Origin of the sequence: Vreelandella nanhaiensis, from assembly GCF_003990185.1 — a bacterium.
Taxonomy (GTDB): Bacteria; Pseudomonadota; Gammaproteobacteria; order Pseudomonadales; family Halomonadaceae; genus Vreelandella; species Vreelandella nanhaiensis.
In genome coordinates this window covers 170,899-193,873 of record NZ_RZHF01000028.1, presented here as the reverse complement: position 1 = coordinate 193,873, position 22,975 = coordinate 170,899, and the positions used below count along the sequence as shown (strand labels likewise).

The following is a 22,975-nucleotide window of genomic DNA, read 5'->3' as shown; positions in this document are numbered from 1 at the left end:
GGCGTTTACCTTATTTCATCCGAGCGCAGTGCAGCAATGACTTGCTCCATGCCCGCGCTGCGCGACCCTTTCACCAATAGCGTGGTGCCGGGCGGCAAAGAATTAATGATATGACGCGTTAGCGTCTCGTGGTTGTCAAAATGCTGCCCGCAACCAGAAGCGTCACAGGCAGGCTGCGCTGCATCCCCAAATGTCAGCAACCTGTCAATGCCAAGCTCGGCGGCATAGCGCCCCACCTCAGCATGCAGTGGGTCAGATTCGTCTCCAAGCTCCCCCATCGCGCCCAACGCGCACCAGCGCGGCGCAGGGAAGCGCATCAACGTTTCAAGTGCTGCCTTGACTGCCCCGGGGTTGGCATTATACGTATCATCCAGCAATGTTGCGCCGTTGATACCAGGCACAACACTTAACCGGCCGCTCAGGGCAGGTAGGGTTTGCAATCCGCTAATCACGTCGTCAGGGCTAACACCCACAGCAAGTGCCGCCGCCGCCGCTGCTAAGGCATTACTTACGTTATGCTTACCCAGCATGGCAAGCTGCACATGACCTAGGGCCCGGCCATTTTCAACAAGCGTGAAAGCATACCGCCCCTGAGGGTCGCAGGAAAGTGCCGACGCATGGACATCTGCCGAGCTCTCAAACCCAAAGCTAATCACACGGCGCGGCGCGGCGCAGGCGGCCCAAAGCGAATAGTACTGGTCATCGCGATTGAGTACTGCGATACCCTGATTGCTCAAGCCATTGAGCAGCTCGCTCTTAGCCTGGGCAATATGGCCCATGCCGCCAAATTCACCTACATGTGCGCCCGTAACGTTGGTAATAATCGCTACATCAGGCACCGTTAAGCGACCAGACCAGGCAATTTCGCCCAAGTGGTTAGCACCGACCTCAATAACCCCCGCCTGATGCTCAGGTGTTAAGCGCAAAAGTGTTAACGGCACGCCAATATCATTATTAAGGTTGCCCTGGGTAGCCAGCACGTTACCTAACGGCGCCAAAAGGGCCGCTGTCATTTCCTTGACGGTGGTTTTACCGCTATTACCGGTGACAGCGACCAGTGGCAACTGATGCCGCTTACGCCATGCACCCGCCAGAAGCCCTAATCCAAGCCGGGTATCCGGGCATTGCAGCTGAGGCAGCGTGCTTTCAACAGGCGTTTCGACTAGCGCCGCGACTGCTCCCTTTTCGCGCGCCTGTTCGACAAAATCATGACCGTTAAACCGCGGACCTTTGAGCGCCACGAACAGGCAGCCAGGCACAATATGTCGAGTATCGGTAACAATTGAGGTTAAGGTAAGCGCTGAACGTCCCGACGACTCAGCCATGCCCAGCGCCTGGGCGGCGTCAGCAAGTGTCCAGATCATGGTGCGCTACCCCGTACGGCCAGGGCCTTGAGAATTTCATCTTCATCGTTATAGGCGTGGCGAACACCATTGATCTCTTGATAGGCCTCATGCCCCTTGCCCGCTATGAGTACCACATCGCCTTCGCTCGCCTGCTGGATCACATGGTCAATAGCAAGGCGGCGGTCGCCGATATCAAGTGGCGCTATGGCTGACGAAAGCCCTGACATTATCTGTTGGCGAATCTGCTCAGCGGGTTCACTGCGCGGATTATCATCGGTGACGACCACAACATCCGCCCATTGTTCGGCTACTTTAGCCATTTCAGGGCGCTTACCCGTATCGCGATCACCTCCACAACCGAACACGCACCAGAGTCTTCCCGCTTCTCCCACATGGGCACGCAGCGCTTCCAGCGCATTGCTGAGTGCATCAGGGGTATGCGCATAATCAATCACCACACTAGGCGCGGCCTTCGCATGGTACAGCGCCATGCGGCCCGGCACGGGGTCAAGTTTGGAGGCTGCCTCAAACAGGGGGTCAATCGGCTGCCCCAACCCATAAAGAACCGCCATGGCCAACAGCACGTTGTCCAAGTTAAAGCGCCCTACCAGGCCCAGCGCCAGTGCGCGCTCGCCCTCGGGCGTGGCAATCAACGCCTGCTGGCCCGCCTCGCTTGACTGAACATCCAGCACGCGAAAGGTAACGGCTTCATCCTGGCCGGTGGCCAACACACGTACGCGGGCATCACAGCCTGCCAGCATTAATCGCGCCAAGGGGTCATCAGCATTGACCACCGCAAGCTCAAGCTCGCTGCGCCGGAAAAGCTTGGCTTTTGCGGCAGCGTAGGCGGCCATGCTGCCGTGATAATCCAGATGATCACGCGTGAGGTTGGTAAAGACTCCCACGGTGATATTGACAGCATCCAGGCGGTGCTGATCCAGAGCATGGGAGGACGCCTCAAGGGCCACTCGGCGGATGCCCTGCTGGGCGAGCTCCCCAAGGGCTGCCTGAAGGGCAAGCGGACCCGGCGTGGTCAAACCGGTATCCACAAGATGACCAGGACGACCAACACCGAGGGTGCCCACAATACCCGCTGGCGTGCCCAGCATTTCGCTAAGCGCTGCAATATAGTGGGTTACCGAACTTTTTCCGTTGGTACCCGTTACCCCAATAACCTCAAGATCATCGGGTACGTTAAAAAGCTGCTTGCCCAGCTCACCCAGACGTATGGCCAGGTGGGGCAAATACACTACCCTCCCCTCCCAGACGGTCTCGCTTTGCCGGGCATGCGCCAGCACCATCGATGCGCCCTGTTCCAGCGCTGCATCAATAAAATCACCGCCATCGCACTGGCTACCCGGCACGGCAACAAACACATCGCCAGCGCTCACCAAGCGCGAATCGGTCATCAGGCGCAGCGACTCGGGCAACTCAGGCAGCGCAGTAAAGGGCGCATTCGGCCATACTTTACCCAGCGCATCCCACAACTGGTTGGGCGTCAACGTCATGCCATCTCCTTAGTCATGCTATTCGTCGTCGACCTCATGATCTGGCGGCACATCCAGCAAGCGCAAAGCATTGCCCGTGACGCTTGAAAAGACAGGGGCGGCAACGGCCCCCCCGTAGAATTGGCCCGCCTTGGGATGATCGATCATCACTACGGTCACAATGCGCGGATCGGATATAGGTGCAATGCCGGCAAAGACGCTTCGATAGGCATCCGTGGCATAGCCGCCCTGGCCAGACTTTCGCACCGTGCCGGTTTTCCCACCCACCCGGTAGCCTTCCACGCGAGCACGCCTGCCGCCTGATGTTGACCCGACCGAGGTTTCCAGAATATCCAGCAAATCATCGGCAACGCTGGGTGAGATGGCAGGGATACCAGGCGGTGGCTCAGGTAAGCGCAGAAGCGAGGACGGCAGCCTCTCGCCATTGTTCGCAAGCGCCGTATAGGCACTGGCCAACTGAATCGCGGATACCGATAACCCATAGCCATACGAGAGAGCAGCGCGCTCGCTGCGCGACCAGCGTACCGGAGCAGGCAGACTACCTGTAGACTCACCTGGGAAGCCTGTGCCAGGCGATTGACCAAAGCCCAGCTGGTTATATTTTTCCCAAATCGCTGTATCACTTAGCTGCAGCGCCAATCGCGACATGCCGATATTGGAGGATTTCTCCAAAATGCCCGGCAGGTCAAGCTCACCATAATTGCGAATATCACGAATGGTAAACTGATCAATCCGCATCCACCCAGGCGCAGTATCCACCACCGCATCACGATCCACGATGCCGCTTTCCAAAATGGCTGCCATAGCGAGCGGCTTCATCACCGAGCCCGGCTCAAATACATCAACCAATGCCTGATTGCGTAGCCCTCGCGGGTCAAGCCCGGCTCGGTTGTTGGGGTTATAGGAGGGTAGATTGGCCATTGCAAGCACTTCACCGGTGCGTGCATCCATCATTACCAGCACGCCTCCATCAGCTTCATTTTCTGCCACCGCCGCGCGCAGCTCTCGGTAAGCCATGTACTGAATGCGCTGGTCGATCGACAGCACCAAATCGCCACCAGGCTGAGCATCGCGTATCACACCCAGCTCACGGACCAGGCGCCCGCGCCGATCTTTGATTACGCGCCGCTGGCCAGGGCGACCAGCCAAATACGGCTGATAGGATAGCTCAAGGCCTTCTTGTCCCACATCATCAACGTTCGTTACGCCCAATAGCTGTGCGGCCACTTCCCCGGCAGGATAGTAGCGCTTGTACTCACGTTGCGGGTATACGCCGGGCGTGCGTAAATCGAGAATACGCTGGGCAGCCTCAGGCGTCATTTGACGGCGTAGATACATGAACTCACGGCCGCTGTAACGCTCGAGCCGGGATTCGAAATCATCAAGCGTCATACCTAGCGCCTGGGCCAGCATAAAACGCTGAATGCCATCGGCAGGCAGTTCTTGAGGGTTTGCCCATAGTGTTACCACAGGCGTTGAGATGGCAAGAGGCTCACCGTTTCGATCAGTGATCATGCCACGGTGCGCGGGAATCGCTTCATGGCGCAATGTTCGCGCATCGCCCTGGCTTTGCAAAAAGGGGCGATCGATGACCTGCAGCAGCGTAATACGCCCAATCAACGTTAGCGATGCCAAACCAATCAAAATCAAGATGAAGAAAAAACGGCCTCGCCCCAAAGGTGGGGCGATAGGGGACTGACGGGACATTCCTCCCCGACGCTCGCTTCTCATGGCCGAATCACCTCAACGTCATGAACATCGGGAATACGCATATCCAGGCGTTCCGTGGCAATCTGCTCGATGCGGGCAGGCGTCGACCATGCGCCCTCTTCCAGCAACAGCTGCCCCCATTCGGTTTGCAGCTGATTTTTTTCCTGCTCAAGCTGTTGAAGCTGGGCATACTGTACGCGGGTCATATGGGTGACAGCGACCGTTGCCAGCCCGCTTATAATGCAGGCAATAAATAGCAAGCCAATCGCAATCGGCCATGCCCGCAAACGTAATTTAAAGGGCCACTCGGTGCGTAACGTTGAAGCCCAACGCTCAATCCGATCCATGCTCATGGTTATACTCGTTTACGGGCAGCTCGCATGACGGCGCTCCGCGCACGTGGGTTGCCAGCCACCTCTTCATCACTTGGGCGTACACCTTTGCCTAGGGCTTCAAGGCGACGATTTAGCTGATCATCACGAATAGGCACACCACGCGGCAGGTGAGTGTCGCCGCGGACATGATGACGTATAAAGCGTTTTACACGCCGATCTTCCAGCGAATGGAAACTGATAATCACCAGATGACCACCGGGCGCCAACGCTTCAAGCGCTGCGTCTAAGGCAGCATCTAATTGATCAAGTTCGCCATTGAGGTAAATTCGCAGGCCTTGAAATGCCTTGGTTGCCGGATGACGGCCTTTTTCCCAGGCGGGATGTGCCGTTTTCAGCACTTCGGCCAAATCAACCGTGTGGGTAAAGGGCGCCTCAACACGCCGCTCAACGACGGCACGAGCCAGCCGTTTGGCATAACGTTCTTCACCGTAGGTTTTAAAGACATGAGCAATATCTGCTTCTTTTGCTCTGGCTAGAAACTCAGCCGCGCTTTCGCCCTGCGTTGGGTCCATGCGCATATCCAGCGGTCCATTGCGCATAAAACTGAACCCGCGCTCCGGGTCGTCCAGCTGCGGCGAGGAAACACCTACATCCAGCAATACGCCGGACAACTTACCATACACGCCCTGCTCACGAGCATAGTCTGCCAGATGGGCAAACTCACGCTGGGTAATCTGAAAGCGTGAATCGGTAATTTCTGCCGCGGCCGCAATCGCCTGAGGGTCGCGATCCATGGCCATTAGCCGCCCCTGCTCGCCCAAACGCGACAAAATTAGTCGCGAATGACCGCCTCGGCCAAAGGTGCCATCCAGATAAATACCGTCAGAGTCATGTACAAGGGTATCGACAGCTCCTTCCAGTAATACGCTGGTATGGCGAAACGGGGAAACGACCTGGTCAGCGTCAGGAGAAGGCATGTTACTCTCACACAAAAATTAGAGGGGCACGCTACTGCGGGCCCCTTTATGGAAATGGGGAGTCGGCCGATAAGCCGGGTTCTGTCGTGGACAGTCATTCCTCTAGGCGCTTTGTCACCAAAGCGCTCAAGCAACCTACCCGGACCCAGCGCGGGCCACGCCATTGGGTCCCTATTTGGTCTTGCTCCGAGTGGGGTTTACCATGCCACGCACTGTTGCCAGGCGCGCGGTGCGCTCTTACCGCACCCTTTCACCCTTACCGGCCCTTTGATGTTTATTTCAAAGGGCTTAGGCGGTCTACTCTCTGCTGCACTTTCCGTCGGCTTACACCGCCCAGGCGTTACCTGGCACTCTGCCCTATGGAGCCCGGACTTTCCTCCCCCTGCCCATCAAAAAGATGGACTGGCGGCGACTGTCTGGCCAACTCCGGCGGCAAGCATACCAGCGCCCTTGCTTTGCCTCAATGCTCGGCTTTAATTGCTTGCAATCTTGCGTACCACTCCTGCTTGCGCCCACCCAGCATTCGGGCCACTATCGCCGCGCCCTGCTTGACGCCGACGCCTTCATCCAGCAGCGTTTTCATAAGCTCATCGGCACTGATATCCTGATGCTCACTCTGAGCAACCGGCAGTGCGCCTGCCACCATTACAACAAACTCGCCTCGGGCCTGATTGGGATCTTCCGTCAGTTGGGAGAGAAGCTCTTCAGGCGTGCCCTGCAAAAATGTTTCAAAGGTTTTGGTAAGTTCTCGGGCCAATACGACTGCACGCGCTGGCAAGGTTTCTTTCAGGGCTTCAAGCGTATGCATGATGCGATGCGGAGATTCATAAAATACCAGTGTCTCTTCTCGAGCACTCCAATCTTCTAGCGCCTGACGTCTTGCCCCCGGTTTGGCTGGCAAGAAACCGCCAAACACAAACCGGTCCGTGGGCAACCCTGCACCCGAAAGCGCTGCAATCAGGGCACAAGGCCCTGGAATAGGTACTATATGCCGCCCCCGAGCGCGCAGCTCACGTACCAGTACAAATCCGGGGTCGCTAATCAGTGGCGTACCGGCATCGCTGATAAGGGCGATATTTTCTCCTGCGGTGAGATAGCCATCCAAGGTATCCACACGGCGTGCTTCATTATGCTCATGAAGCGATAGCATCGGCGTATTAACCCCCAGATGCGCTAAAAGGCGGGCGCTATGGCGCGTATCTTCTGCCGCAATGCGTGTTACTTCTGCCAATACCCGGGCTGCACGCGGCGTTAGATCGTCCAAATTCCCAATTGGGGTGGCAACCACGTACAATGTGCCCGGATTGTGGTGTGTCATCGTGACTCCCGATTTGTTAATGGCTTGCTCTGACGGTGCGCTATGCTTGTGCTATGCCAACTTAATGCTGACAAGCGGCGACAGCGCGAATGAAAACTAAGGAAGGATACATGAAACACTCTCTGCGTGGCGTATTCGCCACTGGCCTCATAGCACTTCTCGTGACCGGCTGTGCGATGCAGTCACCCAGCGTGGTTGACCGCGCGGACGATCGGGATGCGGGCCGCCTGCTTAGCCAAGCGGAACAGCAGGCCCCGGAACAAGCCGCCAAAACTCGCCTGGAAGCCGCTAACATACTGGCGCAACAAGGCCAGCGGGAAAATGCTTTCAAGGCGGCCAGTGCTATCGATGAAGCCAGGCTGACGGAAACAGACCGCGTTCGCTGGGCACTGCTTTTCTCGGAACTTGCGCGAGCCATGGATGACCCTCGCGCCGTGCTGCGCGCGACCCAAGTGCTAAATGACGAACTGCCCATGCAGGATGACCAGCAAGAAACCTTGGCTGAGCGCCAGCGCTGGGCACGCAATACCTTGGATGAAACCGACACTCAGGGCTTGACACTTTCAGAGCTTGAAGGCCAGGCAATACGCCGTATTGTGGTCGCCCTACCGGAATCCGGCCCACTTAGCAGCGTGGCGAATACGTTAGCCACGGCCATGCGTCGTCACCATGAAATTAGCGGTGGTAACATTGAACTTAGCTTCCTGGACGCTTCCCAATACTCAATGGATGAGCTTTATCAACGCGCCGAGCAGATGAATGCTCAACTGATCATTGGACCACTAGAAAAAGATCAGGTGAGTCAGCTTGAACAGCGCGATAGCGTACCACTTCCTACCCTGGCGCTTAACTATGGCAGCGGCGAACAGAATCGTGCAGCACGCCTGTTCCAGTACGGCTTGTCTGCTGAGGATGAAGCCCGTCAGGCAGCTCGCCGCGCCTACCAGGACGGCCAGCGTCATATGTCGATGATGGTACCTGACAACGACTGGGGACGCCGTGTAGGAGAAGCCTTCTGGAACGAATTTAACCGTCAAGGGGGCGAAGTAACCAATGCCGTACGCTACAACCCGGAAAGCTCGGTTTCCAATGCGGTACAGACGGCCTTGAGTGTCAGCGGCGAACGAGCCCAACTGGGCAATATCGATGCGCTTTTCCTGTTGGCGCTTCCCGATTATGCGCGTCAGGTGCCGCCTACCATGGACTACTACTACGCGCCCGACCTGCCTATCTACGCCACTTCTCACCTGTATGAAGGTCGTCTTCAAACGCGCCGGGACCAGGACCTTAACGATGTTGTGTTTGCAGATATCCCCTGGCAAATTCCTGATGCGGCGGTAGGTGGCGAAGAGGTGCTGCCGTTCTACCCGACCTATCAGCGTCTGCGCGAAGAGTCTGATGCCTCAATGTTCCGCTTGATGGCAATGGGCGTCGATGCCTATGAGATTGCTACGCACCTGTCGAATATCGCCTCGCTTAACGGCATGAAAGGCAGCACCGGTACGCTCTACCTGACGGGCGATGGACGCATTTACCGGGAACTGCCTTGGGCAAAATTCCAAAACGGTACGCCGGTGCCCATTTTGACCCCCGGCCAAACAGCCAGTGGTGAATAACGCCCAAACAGCGCGCAAGCGCGGTGCAGTCATTGAGCAGCTTGCCGCTCAATGGCTGCAGCAGAAAGGCTTGTCACTCGTCACCCAGAATCACCATGTAAAAGGTGGTGAGCTGGACCTTGTTATGCGTGACGGGGAAACGCTGGTATTTGTTGAAGTCAAACACCGAGTTACTACCCGTTATGGCCATCCGCTGGAAACCGTTACGCCAACCAAACGGCAGCGCCTGGTACGAGCGGCAGCGCTATATATCGGCAAACACGGCCTTACATCTCCCTGTCGCTTTGATATTCTTGCCATTACAGGCACGCCGCCTGATCTTGATTTCCAATGGGAGAAAGCGGCTTTTGACGCCTATTGATTCTATTTTAACTAGGAAGCCCTGATGGACTTTCAATCGCGTATTCTTGACCACTTCAACGCCAGCATTGATACCAAAACCTATGCTAGCGAAGTGCTACCCCCGTTTATCGAGGTTGCCAGCCAAATGATGGTTCAGTGTCTGGTCAGTGAAGGCAAAATTCTTGCCTGCGGCAATGGCGGCAGCGCAGGCGACAGCCAGCACTTCTCTTCAGAACTGCTTAATCGGTTCGAGCGTGAACGCCCAAGCCTGCCGGCGCTGGCCCTCACCACCGACACCTCAACGCTAACATCAATTGCTAACGACTATAGCTATAATGAAGTATTTTCCAAGCAAATCCGCGCTTTGGGCCAGCCCGGGGATATACTACTTGCGATCTCGACAAGCGGTAACTCGGCCAATGTTGTCCAGGCGATTCAGGCCGCTCATGACCGCGAAATGACGGTGGTCGCCCTAACCGGGCGCGATGGTGGCAACATGGCCTCTTTGCTAGGCCAGGATGATTGTGAAATTCGCGTGCCCGCAACGTCTACGGCAAGGATTCAGGAAGTCCACTTACTGGTTATTCATTGCCTGTGCGATCTTATTGATGAACAGTTGTTCGGCGGCGCCGCTTAACATGACGCCTAGCTCTTTCTCTATTATTTTCACAGAATAAGGAGTCATTCATCATGACCCTGCGTTTTTCTTCTCGCCAGCTAATGGCGGCAACGCTTTTTACCGCTGTCTTGATCAGCGGCTGCGCCACGAATACGGCGTCCAATCCGGCCAACTATGGACAGCGCAGCAATGATGTGGAAGCCGTCGATGCAACAATTGAGCGCGAAGCTGAACGCGCCTTGGATCGCGCCGATGCACGCCTTGGTGATGCCCGCATTCGCGCCCACAGCTACAACGGCTCGCTGCTACTAGTAGGTCAGGTACCCAGCGAGGAACTGCGCACCAAGGCAGGCGATGTCGCCCGTAATTTGCGCGGCGTCAACCAGGTGCACAATGAATTAACCATTGCCGCCCGCCTGCCGGCCAGTCAGCGCCTGACCGACACGTGGTTAACCACCAACGTGGTGAGCACATTAGCTACCAATGACCGCATCGACTCATCCAAGCTCAAGGTAACCACTGAGAACGCCAGCGTGTACCTGATGGGCATGGTGACCCATGAAGAAGCCGACCGCATCGTTAACGCGGTTTCCTCCGTGGGCGGTATTCAGCGCATCGTGAAGGTATTTGAATATATCGACTAGCCGCTGTGCTTGATGCATTAAAAAACCTCGCCTGGATTCCAGGCGAGGTTTTTTTAACTGCAATAACCGTTTATGCGTAGCTATTTGACGACGCGCAGCGTGGGCTTTTTCTTGGCTTTGGAAGACGCTTCAGGTGCCTGCTTAAGCCCATCTTCAGACACCGGCTCAGTAATGGAAAGCTCGGGTTTTGAGGGAGTGTCGGACACTTCTTCAAGCACCACTTCGTCATCACCGGCTTCTTCGCCTAATTCAGGCTCATGACCAAACACCATACCCACCCCATTTTCGCGGGCATAGATAGCAATTAACGCAGGCGTGGGCACCATAACCTGCATGGGCTGGCCACCAAACCGCGCGTTAAAACCAATGGCCTGATTCTCCATGAACAGGTCACGTACAGCTGTGGGTGCTACGTTTAGTACGATCTGACCGTTTTGCACAAACTGGCGTGGCACTTCCACCCCAGGCAGCGTTGCATCCACTACCAGGTAGGGCGTTAATTCGTTATCCAGCAACCACTCATAGAGTGCTCGGGCGAGATAGGGGCGACTCGATTTCATAAGACTCCCTCCTCCTGACAAGTTAGGCCCCCACTTTTACAAAGCCAAGGGGCCAGATAAATTACACACGCATTTCTTTTTCACGCTCATTCAAGGACGCCTTGAACGCTTCGCGCTCAAACACCCGTGACATGTAGCTTAAAAGCGGCTTGACCTGCTTTTCAGGCAGCTCGATATTAAGATCTGGCAGACGCCATAAGATCGGGGCCAGGCAGCAGTCCACCAAGGTGAACTCTTCGCTCATGAAGAAAGGCATATCTTCAAAGATCGGCGAAATACCGATAAGGCTTTCACGCAATTCCTTACGTGCCTTGTCGGCCTCTTTTTTCCCACCGCTACGAATCAGATCCACCATGGGGCACCATTCACGCTCAATACGGTGCATCCACAGGCGGCTTTGCGCCCGGGCTACCGGGTAAACAGGCAACAACGGCGGATGCGGGAACCGCTCATCCAGATACTCCATCATGACCTTGGACTCATAAAGCACCAGATCACGATCCAACAGCGTAGGTACGCTGTTATACGGGTTGAGGTCTGCCAAATCCTCAGGTGGCTGCTCTTCGTTTACATCAACGATATCAACAGCGACCCCCTTCTCAGCCAGAACAATGCGCACACGATGACTGAAATGATCATCACTACCTGAGTAAAAAATCATTGACGACCGCTTGGCCACAACACCCATGAAAGCATCCTCGCATCAAAACAATTATGGATAATAACACGCCATAGCTCCCTTATGGTAAGGCAGCCTGTATGGGTTACCGCTTGGCATGAAAGCAGCAGGTATAATATCTGCGCTGCAGCTTTCATCATTCATTAACACCTGGCTTGCGAATATCCTTCCAATATTCGCGCTTAAGCAAGTACGCAAGCACCCCAAAAACAAATAAAAAAATCATAACTTTGGGCGCAACACCCTGCGCTTTCAATCGGGAAGGTTCGCTAACATAGGCTAAAAAATTGGTGATATCGTAGACCGCCCGCTCAAATTCGGCGGGCTTAAGCGTGCCGGGCCGAACAAGGACAAGCTCGCGACACTTTTCGGGCGTGCTCAACACTCTTGAAGCACCTTCAGGACAGCCCAGTGCCTGCACCCCCTGGAGCGGCTCCAGCACGTTGGGCATGGCCACCGACTCATAAACTGTATTGTTGACCCCTAACGGCCGACCAGGGTCTTCATAAAACCCCAGCAGGTAAGCATAAACCCAATCAACGCCGCGCAGCTTAGCTGTCAGCGTCAAATCAGGCGGCGCGCTCCCCCACCATCGCTGGGCTTCTTCGATTTCCAGGGCATTATGCATGGGGTCGTCAAAGGCAAGCTCCGGCGAGAAAATAAGGCTTTCTTCCATTAGCACCTGAGGAATATTCAGGTCATCGGCCGCACGCGAAAATCGCTGATAAGTAAGCGTATGACACCCCAGGCAGTAATTGACATATAACCTCATGCCGCGCTGAAGCGATGTCTGATCATTTATATCTGGAGATATCGAACGCGATATGCCGCTCTCGCCATGCGCTACCCAGGACATTACCAGCAAACCAAGCGCCAACCACCATCTGCTCATCAGCGGTCCACCCTTTTGGGAACAGGCCGGGCCGCTTCCCACCGGGTATAAAAAGGCATAAGCAGAAAATAGGCAAAATAGATGACTGTCAACCCTTGCGCCATGTACGTCCGCCCCGGCGTTGAAGGCAGCACACCCAGAACGCCCAACCCTACAAAACTTATCGCAAAAAGTCTGAGCATTACTTTTGACATCCAGCCCTTGTAGCGCATGGAACGCACCGGGCTGCGGTCGAGCCACGGCAGAACAAACAGCATGGCAATCGCGCCAGCCATTAAAATCACGCCAAGAAATCGCGCATCGAGCCCTAATAAAGAGAAGTTGGCCGCCCGCAAAATGGCGTAGAAGGGCGTAAAGTACCAAACTGGTGCTATATGATCAGGCGTACTAAGCGGATCGGCGGGCTCGAAGTTCGGCTGCTCGATAAAAAGACCGCCCCCGTCAGGAAAATAAAATACCACGCCACAAAAGACGAAAAGAAAGATTGCCACGCCGAGCAGATCTTTAACGGTGTAATACGGATGAAAGGGAATGCCATCCAGCGGCTTGCCCGTATCATCTTTATGCTGACGAATCTCGACTCCCTCAGGATTATTGGAGCCTACTTCGTGTAATGCCACAATATGCAGCACGACAAGCACCAAAATAACCAACGGCAGCGCTATGACATGCAGCGCAAAAAAACGGTTTAAGGTAACGCCTGATACCAGATAATCACCGCGCACCCACTGGGCAATATCCGGACCAACCCATGGAATAGCTGAAAATAGTGACGTAATAACCTGCGCACCCCAATAGGACATTTGCCCCCAGGGCAACAAATAGCCCATAAAGGCTTCTGCCATTAATATCAGGTACAGGGTCATGCCCAATATCCACACAAGCTCACGCGGAGCTTTATAAGAGCCGTACAAGAGCCCTCTGAACATATGCAGATACATGACGATGAATAGAGCAGACGCCCCCGTAGTATGTAGATGCCGAATCAGCCACCCCCACTCAACGTCGCGCATAATATATTCAATCGATGCGAACGCTCCATCAGCCGTGGGGTTATAGCTCATGGTCAGCCAAATGCCGGTCACTATCTGATTGACCAACACCAACAGAGCAAGTGAGCCAAACACGTACCAGACATTAAGATTTTTAGGCACGTAGTAATTGGCCAGATGTTCACGCCACAGCCTGCTTGCCGGAAAGCGTGCGTTCAGCCAGCTCTGTCCTTCTCCCCGCCTCGGCGTAGCCATCAACTGAACTCCCCGTCTTCACCTATCTCGATAATCACATCATCCAGGAAACGGTAAGGCGGCACTTCAAGGTTGGTGGGCGCCGGCATATTGACATACACACGTCCGGCCAGGTCAAAGCGCGAACCATGGCATGGACAGTAAAATCCGCCAGGCCAGCCATCGCTACTCGACTCTGCCGCATCAGGCTCAGGCCTGTACAGGGGCGAACAGCCAAAATGGGTGCACAAGCCTACCAACACACCGATCTCAGGCTTGAGCGAGCGAAGCTCGCCGTCAGCGTAAGCTGGCTGCTGCGGCTGGCGGGAATCGGGATCTGCCAAAACACCCGGCGAAAGCGCCTGAGTACGCGCTATCATTTCCGGCGTACGACGGATAATCCACACCGGCCTGCCCCGCCACTCGACGGTCATACGCTGGCCAGGGCGCAGCTTGGAGATATCGGCCCGAACAGGGGCGCCTGCCGCGCGCGCTCGGGCGCTCGGCTTCCATGCCGCTACAAAAGGCACGGCGGCCCCCACCACGCCTACCGCACCCACAACGGCTGTAGCCCCTACAAGGAAGCGGCGTCGGGCTTTATTAATGCCGTGATCTGCCATGCAAGATCTCTCTCATCCACCAAACGCCGCATCAAGATAACACTCAGCCATGCCGATGAGCTGCATCAAGGCAGCCGCCTGGAAAGTGCTCTGAATAGCGTTTTTCATCGCACTATTTAAAATACTTTGAATAGCACTTTGAATAGTACAATAAAAAAACGCCCAGGCCGATGGCCTGGGCGTTTTGCCGCACAGCGTTGAAAATTAACGCTTGGAGAACTGCGGACGACGACGTGCTTTGCGCAGGCCGACTTTCTTACGCTCAACTTGACGCGCGTCACGCGTTACGTAGCCAGCGGCACGCAGCGTTGGACGCAGGTCTTCGTTGTAGTTCATCAGGGCGCGGGTAATACCGTGACGAATAGCGCCAGCCTGAGAAGAACCGCCGCCACCAGCGACAGTAACAAAAATGTCGAACTGGCTTAGCGTTTCAGTCAGTTCAAGCGGCTGACGAACCACCATACGACCAGTTACACGACCAAAATACAGGTCGAGGTCTTTGTCGTTGACGGTAATTTTGCCAGAGCCCGGCTTCATAAACACGCGAGCGGTGGAAGTCTTGCGGCGCCCGGTACCGTAATACTGCTGTGTCATGGCGAAGATTTCCTCAGATGTTCAGTTCAAGCGGCTGTTGAGCAGCATGCGGATGCTCGGCACCGGCGTACACTTTTAACTTGGTATACATGGCGCGACCCAGCGGACCCTTCGGCAGCATGCCTTTAACGGCAAACTCAATGATACGCTCAGGCGCATGATCAAGCATTTTGTCGAATGTCATAGAGCGCAGGCCGCCCGGGTAACCGGTGTGGCGGTAGTAGGTTTTAGCCTTCGCCTTGTTGCCAGTCACTTGGACTTTCTCAGCATTGATGACAACGATGTAGTCGCCAGTATCAACGTGAGGAGTAAATTCGGGCTTATGCTTGCCACGCAGGCGGCGAGCAATCTCGGTTGCCAGACGACCGAGCGTTTTGTCCGTAGCGTCGACAACATACCAGTCGCGCTGGACGGACTGCGGCTTAGCACTGAACGTCTTCATGGATGAAATCACCAGATTAAGTGTGTTGGGCGACTAACACCGCCAAGCGGTGAAGCACCGTCCCTATTTTTTTTGGTTGCCGGGCTTGGCCCAGCAACATGTAGCGAGGCGGCATTCTACAGTAAGCCACAGAACAAGTTAAGCCCTAATGATGGCTTTTTCTTACCTCAGACCGATAAGTCTACTCAAGGCTTATGGGGAAGCGCCAGATATTCTCTTGACTGCATTTCCTGAAGGCGCGACAGCGTGCGCTGGAACTCAAAGGCAAGCTTGCCTTCGCTGTAAAGCTCTTCTACCGGCACCTCGGCTGACATCAGAAGCTTCACCCCGCGATCGTAAAACTCATCGACCATATTGATAAAGCGGCGCGCCTGATCATCATGTCTGGCTTCCATCCGACTGACATTCGATACCAGCACGGTATTGAAGCCCCGCGCCAGCTCAATATAATCATTCTGGCTACGCGGCCCATCGCAGAGTTCCAGAAACTCGAACCAGGCGACGTTTTCATGCAGCCTGCGCGTTTTCAGTACCCGATGATTAATTTCCAGCGGCGCGTTGGCTTCACCCTCCTGCCCGGCGATTTCGCGGAAGCTACGTGCAAGCTCCTGTTCGGCCGCTTTATCCAGAGGAGAATGAAAAATTTCCGCTCGCTCAAGCGCCCGCAACCGATAATCGACGCCAGAATCGACGTTGACAATATCGCAGTGACGCTTGACTAGATCAATGGCCGGGAGGAAACGCGCGCGCTGCAAGCCATCCTTATACAGGTCATCGGGTACGATATTTGACGTCGCCACCAGCACGACACCCCGCTCAAACAGCGCCTCAAGCAAATTGGCCAGAATCATGGCATCGGTAATATCTTTGACGAAAAACTCATCAAAACAGATAACCCGCGCTTCAGAAGCAAACTTGCCCGCAATCAGGGTCAGCGGATTTTTTTCACCTTTATAGTGAGTCAGCTCGTTATGAACCCGCTGCATAAACCGGTGAAAATGGGTGCGCATCTTTTCAGAAAATGGCAGCGACTCAAAAAAATTGTCTACCAGATAGGTTTTACCGCGCCCTACCCCACCCCAGAAATAAAGACCCTGGACTTGGGGCAACGCTGGCTCGCTTGAAGGCGAGGATTTACCAAAAAGACCTTTCATTTTGGCTTTCAACCCGCCGTGGGCGAGCACGGCCTTAGGAACGGTGGTGGGCGCGTTCATTAAATCATCATAAAGGCGCTGCAAATGCCCGACCGCCAACTCCTGCGCCGCATCATGATGAAAATCTTCGCGCATCAGGTCAGCACGATAGCGCTCCATGGGCGTTGGCCGAGATGACTGACTCACCTTTTGGTCTGCAGAAGTAGCTGGCATTTACTCGCTCCCATGCGTGTTACGACGGCATTATAAATCCGACCAGCCGCCTTCAAAAAGCAGGGATTATACGCTGCACAACGTCTAAGCGCATGGTTGGATTGACCTAACCAACTAATCAACGCCTATAATGAGGTTTGATTCGTTCGCAAGCCGCTCACTCACGGGTGACGGGGCCCACCAAGTGTCAGGGAGAAAACTGTGGAAGCAAGCTCGCCTTATACCTTTGCCATTATTGGCATCATCATCGGCTTCATCATCGGTTTGGGATGCTATCGCCTGCTCAGCAAGGGGGAGCGACACAACGCTTCCTTACGCCAAACAGTGCTGGAACGGGAACATCAAATTGCTGAACTCAAAAAAGGCATGGGAAGCCATCTAACCGGCGTTTTTGAGCACCTGAACAGCATTCGCGTTGAAGCCGACCAGCTTGAGCAGAAAATTGCGGAAGATGCGCAGCAGTGGCATCTGGGCAGCAACACCCCTGCCGCACTTAAGGAGCGTCAGCTGTCTGCGCAGCCGGAAACCGCCAAGGCAACAACGCTCGATTCGGAGAGCAGCCTGGCTACTCCCCGGGACTATGCTGATGGCAAGAACGGTACACTTTCAGAGAACTTTGGCTTGAAAGAGAGCGGTACCGCTCCACAGCCGCCTCGCTACTAAACGAGCAATACAAACGTACCGTTTAGGCGTACATCAGCGGCTCCTTATCCCCCGCCGTCCTCAGGTCAGGCGGGGTTATCAATGTCGACAAAGCGATGTTCGATAGCGTACTCATCGGCCAGCCACTCGCCTAGGGCCTGCACGCCATAGCGCTCGGTGGCATGGTGCCCAGCGGCAATATAGTGTATCCCCAGCTCGCGCGCCAGATGGGTGGTGCGCTCGGAGATTTCGCCGGATACAAACGCCTGCGCGCCCGCCTCAAAAGCGGCGGTAATCATGTCCTGCGCGCCCCCCGTACACCACGCGATGCGTTCAATATCGCTATCATTATCGGCTTCAATAACCATCGGCGTACGCTGTAACGTACCGGCTATTTGCATCGCCAGAGCGTGAATGCGCTGCGGCTGCGGGAGACGCCCCGACCAGAGCAGCCCCGCACCCAGCTCACCATCCAGGCAACCTTCCACTTTCCAACCCAGACGTCTGGCAAGCTCTGCGTTATTACCCATTTCACTGTGGGCATCCAGGGGCAGATGGTAAGCCACCAGATTAATATCGTGATCCATCAACGTTTTGATGCGCCGATGCTTCATGCCGGTAATGGCGACCGGCTCATTTTTCCAAAAATAACCGTGATGAACCAACACCATATCAGCTTGCCAGGCGACAGCCTCATCCAGTAGCGCCTGGCAGGCAGTAACACCACTCATCACCCGCTTTACCTGCTCGCACCCGGCGACCTGCAAACCGTTAATGGTGAAATCCTTAAAAGTTGACGCCCGCAGCTGATGATCACAAGCAGCTACTATTTGGTCGCGATGAGTCACAAAGGCTCCTTTAATGATTCGCTGACTATCGTGAGGATGAACACCAGAAAGTGTTACCATGATGCCATACTAAAACGCGCTTCGTGTTATCGCGAACCTATCGTTTGACAAGACCGACCCGTTGAGGACTTTTTGCATGCACCGCTATGTGCTGCCTTATTTATGGCCTATTTTGACCGGGGTACTCCTGGCTGCCCTGCTATTATTTGCATTCCCCGATACATTGCCCAATCCGTTTAAAAGCGAGCCGCCCGCGCCGTTACAAGCGCCTGTTTCACCACTGGTAAATATTAGCGACCCAGTAAGCAACCGCCCCGCACCCGAGATCCGCCAGGCCGCGCCGCTCTCGCGCAATCAGGGGCCAGCCAGCTATTCCAATGCAGTCAATCAGGCAGCACCTGCCGTAGTCAACATCTACTCATCGCGCATTGTCGAGCGCGACCAGCACCCGTTAATGTCTGACCCCTTTTTCCAGCAGTTTTTCAATGGCGACGACGCTACGACCCATCAGCGCATGCTATCGAGCCTGGGCTCGGGCGTCATCGTTAGCCATGATGGCTATGTGCTAACCAATCATCACGTCATTAATGGTGCAGATGAAATCCAGGTGGCACTACGCGATGGCCGTGAAACCCTGGCTGAAGTAGTAGGTACTGACCCGGAAAGTGATCTAGCCGTACTGCGCATCAGTCTTGATGACTTGCCGGTGATTGAAATGACCGATTCTGCCGACGTGGCTGTGGGTGATGTGGCGTTGGCGATCGGCAATCCGTTTGGTGTAGGTCAAACCGTTACCATGGGTATTATCAGCGCTACCGGGCGCAGCCACTTGGGCTTGAACGCCTATGAAGACTTTATTCAGACCGACGCGGCTATCAACCCAGGTAATTCAGGTGGCGCGCTGGTTAATCCTGATGGCGCATTGGTAGGCATCAACACTGCCATCTTCTCCCGGTCTGGTGGCTCTCAGGGTATTGGCTTTGCCATTCCGGCCAACCTTGCGCACAGTATATTGGATGAGCTGGTGACGCAGGGACGGGTAATTCGAGGCTGGCTGGGTATAGAAGCCCAGGCATTGTCGCGGGAGCTTGCGGCCTCGTTTGGGCTGCGCACCCCACAGGGAGTGATTGTTGCGGGCGTGGTAAGTGGTGGCCCGGCTGATAGGGCTGGCCTGGAACCGGGCGATATTCTACTCTCCATCAACGGCCAGGCGGTTCTGGATGCCCGGGCCACGATGACCAATATTGCCTCAATACCGCCCGGCACTTCTCTGCCGCTTACCATCGTGCGTAGCGGTGAGCGAATGGATATTACGTTGGATGTAGGCGAACGTCCGATTATCAACAATGCACCAGCAGGCGAACGTCCGAGCGGTTCGTAACGTTCACCTGAAGGGGTCATTCTTGGATACGATACTCAGCTGACCGCGCATGGGCGGTCAGCGATTCTCCCCGGGCCAATACCGACGCGACTTTACCTAACGCAGAGGCACCTTCGCGTGAGCAGTTAATAATCGAGGAGCGCTTTTGAAAATCATAAACGCCAAGCGGTGATGAGAATCGCGCCGTACCCGAGGTTGGCAGAACATGATTGGGGCCTGCGCAGTAATCCCCCAACACCTCTGCGGTGTAGCGCCCCATAAAGATCGCGCCAGCATGACGAACGTCATTCAACCACGTGTCAGGCGCATCAACAGAAAGCTCAAGGTGCTCGGGTGCAATACGGTTAATCAGGGTAACTGCCTCTGCCTTATCCTGACAAAGCACCAGCGCGCCACGCCGGCTAAGCGATTCCCGCACAATACCTTCACGCTCAAGCGTGGGTAGCAAACGCTCAATCGCCTCGGCCACCGCATCCAGGTGCGCACTATCCCAGCTTACCAGAATAGCCTGAGCATCCTCGTCATGCTCCGCTTGAGAAAATAGATCCATTGCCAGCCAGTCAGGATCGGTCTGTCCGTCAGAAACCACCAGAATTTCTGAAGGTCCTGCAATCATGTCGATACCTACCTGGCCAAACACAGCCCGTTTGGCGGTTGCGACATAGATATTGCCCGGGCCGACGATCTTGTCCACTCGCGGCACCGTTTCCGTACCGTAGGCCATAGCGGCAATCGCCTGAGCGCCGCCAATGGTAAAGACGTGATCGACTCCTGCCAGATGCGCCGCGGCCAGCACCAACTCGTTGACCACACCATCAGGAGTAGGCACTACCATGACAATTTCACGCACGCCCGCCACGCGGGCAGGAATCGCATTCATCAACACCGATGAGGGATAAGCGGCCTTGCCGCCAGGCACGTAAATACCTGCCCGGTCAAGCGCCGTTACCTGCTGGCCCAGAACCGTGCCATCAGCCTCCTCGTACTGCCAGGAGCTCGGTTTTTGGCGCTCATGATAAACCCTGATTCGCTCAGCCGCGCGGGCTAATGCCTCACGCTGCTCGGCTGGCAAGTTGTTGAAGGCCTGCTCCAACTGATCAGGTATCAAGCGCAGCGCCTGCATATTCTCAACCGACAGGCGATCAAAGCGATTGGTCGCTTCGATAACGGCGGCATCACCACGTTGTTTGACGTCAGCCAGAATCTCATCAACACGCGCCTGAACGGCGCTATCCGATACACCTTCCCAGTCCAGAAGCGCATTTAGGCGCTGCTCGAAGGCGTCATCGCGCGTCGAAAGACGGGAAACTATGGACGAAGAGCCCGTGGATGAAGACATAGTGCTCATAAAAACTCCCGCGTCATTTAGTAAGCAGTGCCTGGCGTTTTTTGACCGCGCTTTCCAAACGTGCCAGAAGTGGCTTGATACGTTCATGCTTCATGGTCATGGCCGCTTTATTGACCACCAGACGTGTGCTGATATGCGCAATTAACTCACGCGGCTCCATGCCATTGGCACGCAGCGTGTTGCCAGTATCAACAATATCGACAATTTCATCGGCCAGATTCATCAAAGGCGCAAGCTCCATGGCCCCATAAAGCTTGATTACCTCGGCCTGAATCCCCTGCTCGGCATAGTAGCGTCTGGCGATATTGACAAACTTGGTCGCCACACGTCGGCGAGCATGGGCAGGCTGCTCACCCGTTACCCCAGCCGTCATCAGCTTGCAGCGGGCAATATCCAGGTCGAGGGGCTCATAGAGTCCCTCGGCGCCATGCTCCAAGAGCACATCTTTACCAGCGATGCCCAGATCCGCTGCGCCCAACTGTACGTAGGTGGGCACGTCGGTTGCCCGAATGACCACCAGCTTTACGTCCGCCAAATTGGTATCAAACAACAGCTTGCGGCTTTTACCCAGATCTTCCGCTGGCGTAATACCGGCGTCAGCGAGCAGAGGTAGCGTTTCGTCCAGAATACGCCCTTTGGAAAGGGCTAAAATTAGTTGCTTACTCATTGTAGTGGCCAATGGTTAATAGCATGGCTTAGCCGGGAATTCGGCGAATACGCGCACCCAGCAACTGCAGTTTCTCTTCAATACACTCGTAGCCGCGGTCAATATGGTAGATACGGTCAACCAGCGTTTCGCCCTCCGCCATCATCGCCGCAATGACTAGCGATGCCGAGGCACGAAGGTCAGTGGCCATTACCGGCGCACCGGAAAGCTTTTCCACACCGTTGATTAAAGCGGTGTTACCTTCCAGCGCAATGTCCGCCCCCATGCGATTGAGTTCCTGCACATGCATGAAGCGGTTTTCAAAGATGGTTTCCACCACCCGAGAATGACCGACCGCTACCGCGTTCATGGCAACAAACTGGGCCTGCATGTCGGTCGGGAAAGCCGGATAAGGCGCGGTTCGAATATTAACGGCTTTGGGCCTTTTACCGTTCATGTCCAGAGCAATCCAGTCATCGCCGGTGGTAATTTCGGCGCCAGCCTCTTCAAGCTTGGCAAGCACTGCTTCCAGAATATCAGCCCGCGTACGCTTGACCTTCACCCGGCCGCCAGTCATTGCCGCCGCCACCAGAAACGTCCCGGTCTCGATACGATCCGGCATGACATCGTGATGGCAGCCATGAAGCTTCTCAACGCCTTCAACCACGATGGTGTCAGTACCATGACCGCGAATATTGGCGCCCATCTTGATCAAGCACTCGGCCAGATCAACGATTTCAGGTTCACGCGCCGCGTTCTCAAGAATGGTTTTACCGTCGGCCAGAGTCGCCGCCATCAGCAGGTTCTCGGTACCCGTTACCGTCACTGTATCGAAGAAGATCGTCGCCCCCTTCAGGCGACCATCCACACGGGCACGAATATAGCCGCTTTCAACCCGAATCTCAGCGCCCATGGCTTCCAGACCACGAATATGCAGATCAACCGGCCGGGAACCAATGGCACACCCACCCGGCAGCGACACATCGGCCTCACCAAAGTGAGCAAGCAGCGGCCCCAGAACCAGAATAGAAGCGCGCATTTTCTTGACCAGCTCATAAGGCGCGTGACAGCGGGTTACCTGTGAGCCATCCAACTGAATGCTGAGTTTTTCGCCCATCACCGGCTCCACACCCATACGGCCCAATAGCTCAAGCGTGGTGGTGATGTCCTGCAAGTGTGGCAGGTTGCCGATAACGACCGGGCCATCGGCCAAAAGGCTGGCACACAAAATAGGCAGTGCGGCATTCTTGGCACCGCTCACCCACACTTCACCGTCGACCGACCCGTTGCCGGTAATGATTAACTTATCCATGGA

At 55.3% G+C, this 22,975-nt stretch carries 24 protein-coding genes and 1 other RNA gene; 6 read left to right on the top strand and 19 right to left on the bottom strand.

Annotation, left to right across the window (positions count from 1 at the left end):
• Window positions 1-5: 5 nt before the first annotated feature.
• From ELY38_RS17790 to rsmI, 7 genes are all read right to left on the bottom strand, one after another.
• Window positions 6-1,364, bottom strand: coding sequence for a UDP-N-acetylmuramoyl-tripeptide--D-alanyl-D-alanine ligase (locus ELY38_RS17790; protein ID WP_127063497.1), 1,359 nt, complete (start codon window positions 1,362-1,364; stop codon window positions 6-8).
• Window positions 1,361-2,854: a UDP-N-acetylmuramoyl-L-alanyl-D-glutamate--2,6-diaminopimelate ligase gene (locus ELY38_RS17785; protein WP_127063496.1), complete on the bottom strand. Its 1,494-nt coding sequence runs from the start codon at window positions 2,852-2,854 to the stop codon at window positions 1,361-1,363. Before ELY38_RS17785 ends, ELY38_RS17790 begins: the two co-directional genes overlap by 4 nt.
• A gap of 18 nt (window positions 2,855-2,872) precedes the next feature.
• Complete coding sequence (locus ELY38_RS17780) at window positions 2,873-4,585, bottom strand: peptidoglycan D,D-transpeptidase FtsI family protein (RefSeq protein WP_127063495.1); 1,713 nt, start codon at window positions 4,583-4,585, stop codon at window positions 2,873-2,875.
• Window positions 4,582-4,917, bottom strand: coding sequence for a cell division protein FtsL (gene ftsL / locus ELY38_RS17775; protein ID WP_126949513.1), 336 nt, complete (start codon window positions 4,915-4,917; stop codon window positions 4,582-4,584). Before ftsL ends, ELY38_RS17780 begins: the two co-directional genes overlap by 4 nt.
• A 2-nt stretch (window positions 4,918-4,919) precedes the next feature.
• The gene (rsmH, locus tag ELY38_RS17770; protein WP_127063494.1) at window positions 4,920-5,876 is read right to left on the bottom strand and encodes a 16S rRNA (cytosine(1402)-N(4))-methyltransferase RsmH; all 957 of its coding nucleotides are present in this window, start codon (window positions 5,874-5,876) and stop codon (window positions 4,920-4,922) included.
• A 54-nt stretch (window positions 5,877-5,930) separates the two neighbouring features.
• Window positions 5,931-6,304: RNase P RNA component class A (gene rnpB, locus ELY38_RS17765), an RNA gene on the bottom strand.
• Window positions 6,305-6,336: 32 nt separating this feature from the next.
• Entirely contained in the window at window positions 6,337-7,194 is an 858-nt protein-coding gene (gene rsmI, locus ELY38_RS17760; protein WP_127063493.1) for a 16S rRNA (cytidine(1402)-2'-O)-methyltransferase, read from the bottom strand.
• 110 nt (window positions 7,195-7,304) lie between these two features.
• On the opposite strand from rsmI, the gene ELY38_RS17755 reads away from it, so the two are divergent.
• Genes ELY38_RS17755 through ELY38_RS17740 form a run of 4 tightly spaced genes read left to right on the top strand, consistent with a single transcriptional unit; the run spans window position 7,305 to window position 10,415 of the window.
• A complete protein-coding gene (locus ELY38_RS17755) occupies window positions 7,305-8,810 on the top strand; it encodes a penicillin-binding protein activator (protein WP_127063492.1) in 1,506 nt (501 codons plus the stop codon).
• On the top strand, window positions 8,800-9,171 hold the full coding sequence (locus ELY38_RS17750; RefSeq protein ID WP_127063491.1) for a YraN family protein: 372 nt from the start codon (window positions 8,800-8,802) through the stop codon (window positions 9,169-9,171). The genes ELY38_RS17755 and ELY38_RS17750 overlap by 11 nt, the downstream gene beginning before the upstream one ends.
• A gap of 24 nt (window positions 9,172-9,195) precedes the next feature.
• Complete coding sequence (locus ELY38_RS17745; protein ID WP_127063490.1) at window positions 9,196-9,789, top strand: phosphoheptose isomerase; 594 nt, start codon at window positions 9,196-9,198, stop codon at window positions 9,787-9,789.
• 53 nt (window positions 9,790-9,842) lie between these two features.
• On the top strand, window positions 9,843-10,415 hold the full coding sequence (locus ELY38_RS17740) for a BON domain-containing protein (protein ID WP_127063489.1): 573 nt from the start codon (window positions 9,843-9,845) through the stop codon (window positions 10,413-10,415).
• Between the two features lie 80 nt (window positions 10,416-10,495).
• On the opposite strand, the gene ELY38_RS17735 is transcribed toward ELY38_RS17740, so the two are convergent.
• The 8 genes from ELY38_RS17735 to zapE form a co-directional block, all read right to left on the bottom strand.
• Complete coding sequence (locus tag ELY38_RS17735) at window positions 10,496-10,975, bottom strand: ClpXP protease specificity-enhancing factor (RefSeq protein WP_127063488.1); 480 nt, start codon at window positions 10,973-10,975, stop codon at window positions 10,496-10,498.
• A gap of 61 nt (window positions 10,976-11,036) precedes the next feature.
• Window positions 11,037-11,663, bottom strand: coding sequence for a stringent starvation protein SspA (sspA, locus tag ELY38_RS17730; RefSeq protein WP_126949505.1), 627 nt, complete (start codon window positions 11,661-11,663; stop codon window positions 11,037-11,039).
• A gap of 127 nt (window positions 11,664-11,790) precedes the next feature.
• Entirely contained in the window at window positions 11,791-12,546 is a 756-nt protein-coding gene (locus ELY38_RS17725) for a cytochrome c1 (RefSeq protein ID WP_127063487.1), read from the bottom strand.
• Window positions 12,546-13,793, bottom strand: coding sequence for a cytochrome b (locus ELY38_RS17720; RefSeq protein WP_127063486.1), 1,248 nt, complete (start codon window positions 13,791-13,793; stop codon window positions 12,546-12,548). The genes ELY38_RS17725 and ELY38_RS17720 overlap by 1 nt, the downstream gene beginning before the upstream one ends.
• Window positions 13,793-14,392, bottom strand: coding sequence for a ubiquinol-cytochrome c reductase iron-sulfur subunit (petA, locus tag ELY38_RS17715; protein ID WP_127063485.1), 600 nt, complete (start codon window positions 14,390-14,392; stop codon window positions 13,793-13,795). The genes ELY38_RS17720 and petA overlap by 1 nt, the downstream gene beginning before the upstream one ends.
• Before the next feature lie 204 nt (window positions 14,393-14,596).
• The gene (gene rpsI / locus ELY38_RS17710; protein WP_106373124.1) at window positions 14,597-14,986 is read right to left on the bottom strand and encodes a 30S ribosomal protein S9; all 390 of its coding nucleotides are present in this window, start codon (window positions 14,984-14,986) and stop codon (window positions 14,597-14,599) included.
• Between the two features lie 13 nt (window positions 14,987-14,999).
• On the bottom strand, window positions 15,000-15,428 hold the full coding sequence (gene rplM / locus ELY38_RS17705; RefSeq protein WP_127063484.1) for a 50S ribosomal protein L13: 429 nt from the start codon (window positions 15,426-15,428) through the stop codon (window positions 15,000-15,002).
• 185 nt (window positions 15,429-15,613) lie between these two features.
• On the bottom strand, window positions 15,614-16,795 hold the full coding sequence (zapE, locus tag ELY38_RS17700) for a cell division protein ZapE (RefSeq protein WP_127063483.1): 1,182 nt from the start codon (window positions 16,793-16,795) through the stop codon (window positions 15,614-15,616).
• Window positions 16,796-16,996: 201 nt separating this feature from the next.
• On the opposite strand from zapE, the gene ELY38_RS17695 reads away from it, so the two are divergent.
• The gene (locus ELY38_RS17695; RefSeq protein WP_127063482.1) at window positions 16,997-17,458 is read left to right on the top strand and encodes a ZapG family protein; all 462 of its coding nucleotides are present in this window, start codon (window positions 16,997-16,999) and stop codon (window positions 17,456-17,458) included.
• 65 nt (window positions 17,459-17,523) lie between these two features.
• Here the strand turns inward: ELY38_RS17695 and ELY38_RS17690 are convergent, their stop codons facing one another.
• A complete protein-coding gene (locus ELY38_RS17690; protein ID WP_127063481.1) occupies window positions 17,524-18,285 on the bottom strand; it encodes a Nif3-like dinuclear metal center hexameric protein in 762 nt (253 codons plus the stop codon).
• Between the two features lie 136 nt (window positions 18,286-18,421).
• Here ELY38_RS17690 and ELY38_RS17685 point away from each other — a divergent pair, with 136 nt between their 5' ends.
• The gene (locus ELY38_RS17685; RefSeq protein WP_127063480.1) at window positions 18,422-19,666 is read left to right on the top strand and encodes a Do family serine endopeptidase; all 1,245 of its coding nucleotides are present in this window, start codon (window positions 18,422-18,424) and stop codon (window positions 19,664-19,666) included.
• Between the two features lie 16 nt (window positions 19,667-19,682).
• Here the strand turns inward: ELY38_RS17685 and hisD are convergent, their stop codons facing one another.
• From hisD to murA, 3 genes are read right to left on the bottom strand one after another with little or no spacing between them, the layout of a single operon-like run.
• Window positions 19,683-21,014, bottom strand: a complete 1,332-nt coding sequence (gene hisD / locus ELY38_RS17680; protein WP_185859014.1) for a histidinol dehydrogenase — start codon at window positions 21,012-21,014, stop codon at window positions 19,683-19,685.
• 13 nt (window positions 21,015-21,027) lie between these two features.
• Window positions 21,028-21,681 carry an ATP phosphoribosyltransferase gene (gene hisG / locus ELY38_RS17675; protein WP_127063479.1) on the bottom strand — a complete coding sequence of 218 codons (654 nt, stop codon included), beginning with the start codon at window positions 21,679-21,681 and terminating at the stop codon, window positions 21,028-21,030.
• A 28-nt stretch (window positions 21,682-21,709) separates the two neighbouring features.
• Window positions 21,710-22,972, bottom strand: coding sequence for a UDP-N-acetylglucosamine 1-carboxyvinyltransferase (gene murA / locus ELY38_RS17670; RefSeq protein ID WP_127063478.1), 1,263 nt, complete (start codon window positions 22,970-22,972; stop codon window positions 21,710-21,712).
• Window positions 22,973-22,975: the final 3 nt, after the last annotated feature.

What these genes read in the sequence shown, in the direction of transcription:
- ELY38_RS17790 (WP_127063497.1), bottom strand. Translation starts at nt 1,364, where the DNA reads ATGATCTGGACACTTGCTGACGCCGCCCAGGCGCTGGGCATGGCTGAG.
- ELY38_RS17785 (WP_127063496.1), bottom strand. Translation starts at nt 2,854, where the DNA reads ATGACGTTGACGCCCAACCAGTTGTGGGATGCGCTGGGTAAAGTATGG.
- ELY38_RS17780 (WP_127063495.1), bottom strand. Translation starts at nt 4,585, where the DNA reads ATGAGAAGCGAGCGTCGGGGAGGAATGTCCCGTCAGTCCCCTATCGCC.
- ftsL (WP_126949513.1), bottom strand. Translation starts at nt 4,917, where the DNA reads ATGAGCATGGATCGGATTGAGCGTTGGGCTTCAACGTTACGCACCGAG.
- rsmH (WP_127063494.1), bottom strand. Translation starts at nt 5,876, where the DNA reads ATGCCTTCTCCTGACGCTGACCAGGTCGTTTCCCCGTTTCGCCATACC.
- rsmI (WP_127063493.1), bottom strand. Translation starts at nt 7,194, where the DNA reads ATGACACACCACAATCCGGGCACATTGTACGTGGTTGCCACCCCAATT.
- ELY38_RS17755 (WP_127063492.1), top strand. Translation starts at nt 7,305, where the DNA reads ATGAAACACTCTCTGCGTGGCGTATTCGCCACTGGCCTCATAGCACTT.
- ELY38_RS17745 (WP_127063490.1), top strand. Translation starts at nt 9,196, where the DNA reads ATGGACTTTCAATCGCGTATTCTTGACCACTTCAACGCCAGCATTGAT.
- ELY38_RS17740 (WP_127063489.1), top strand. Translation starts at nt 9,843, where the DNA reads ATGACCCTGCGTTTTTCTTCTCGCCAGCTAATGGCGGCAACGCTTTTT.
- ELY38_RS17735 (WP_127063488.1), bottom strand. Translation starts at nt 10,975, where the DNA reads ATGAAATCGAGTCGCCCCTATCTCGCCCGAGCACTCTATGAGTGGTTG.
- sspA (WP_126949505.1), bottom strand. Translation starts at nt 11,663, where the DNA reads ATGGGTGTTGTGGCCAAGCGGTCGTCAATGATTTTTTACTCAGGTAGT.
- ELY38_RS17725 (WP_127063487.1), bottom strand. Translation starts at nt 12,546, where the DNA reads ATGAGCAGATGGTGGTTGGCGCTTGGTTTGCTGGTAATGTCCTGGGTA.
- ELY38_RS17720 (WP_127063486.1), bottom strand. Translation starts at nt 13,793, where the DNA reads ATGGCTACGCCGAGGCGGGGAGAAGGACAGAGCTGGCTGAACGCACGC.
- petA (WP_127063485.1), bottom strand. Translation starts at nt 14,392, where the DNA reads ATGGCAGATCACGGCATTAATAAAGCCCGACGCCGCTTCCTTGTAGGG.
- rpsI (WP_106373124.1), bottom strand. Translation starts at nt 14,986, where the DNA reads ATGACACAGCAGTATTACGGTACCGGGCGCCGCAAGACTTCCACCGCT.
- rplM (WP_127063484.1), bottom strand. Translation starts at nt 15,428, where the DNA reads ATGAAGACGTTCAGTGCTAAGCCGCAGTCCGTCCAGCGCGACTGGTAT.
- zapE (WP_127063483.1), bottom strand. Translation starts at nt 16,795, where the DNA reads ATGCCAGCTACTTCTGCAGACCAAAAGGTGAGTCAGTCATCTCGGCCA.
- ELY38_RS17685 (WP_127063480.1), top strand. Translation starts at nt 18,422, where the DNA reads ATGCACCGCTATGTGCTGCCTTATTTATGGCCTATTTTGACCGGGGTA.
- hisD (WP_185859014.1), bottom strand. Translation starts at nt 21,014, where the DNA reads ATGAGCACTATGTCTTCATCCACGGGCTCTTCGTCCATAGTTTCCCGT.
- hisG (WP_127063479.1), bottom strand. Translation starts at nt 21,681, where the DNA reads ATGAGTAAGCAACTAATTTTAGCCCTTTCCAAAGGGCGTATTCTGGAC.
- murA (WP_127063478.1), bottom strand. Translation starts at nt 22,972, where the DNA reads ATGGATAAGTTAATCATTACCGGCAACGGGTCGGTCGACGGTGAAGTG.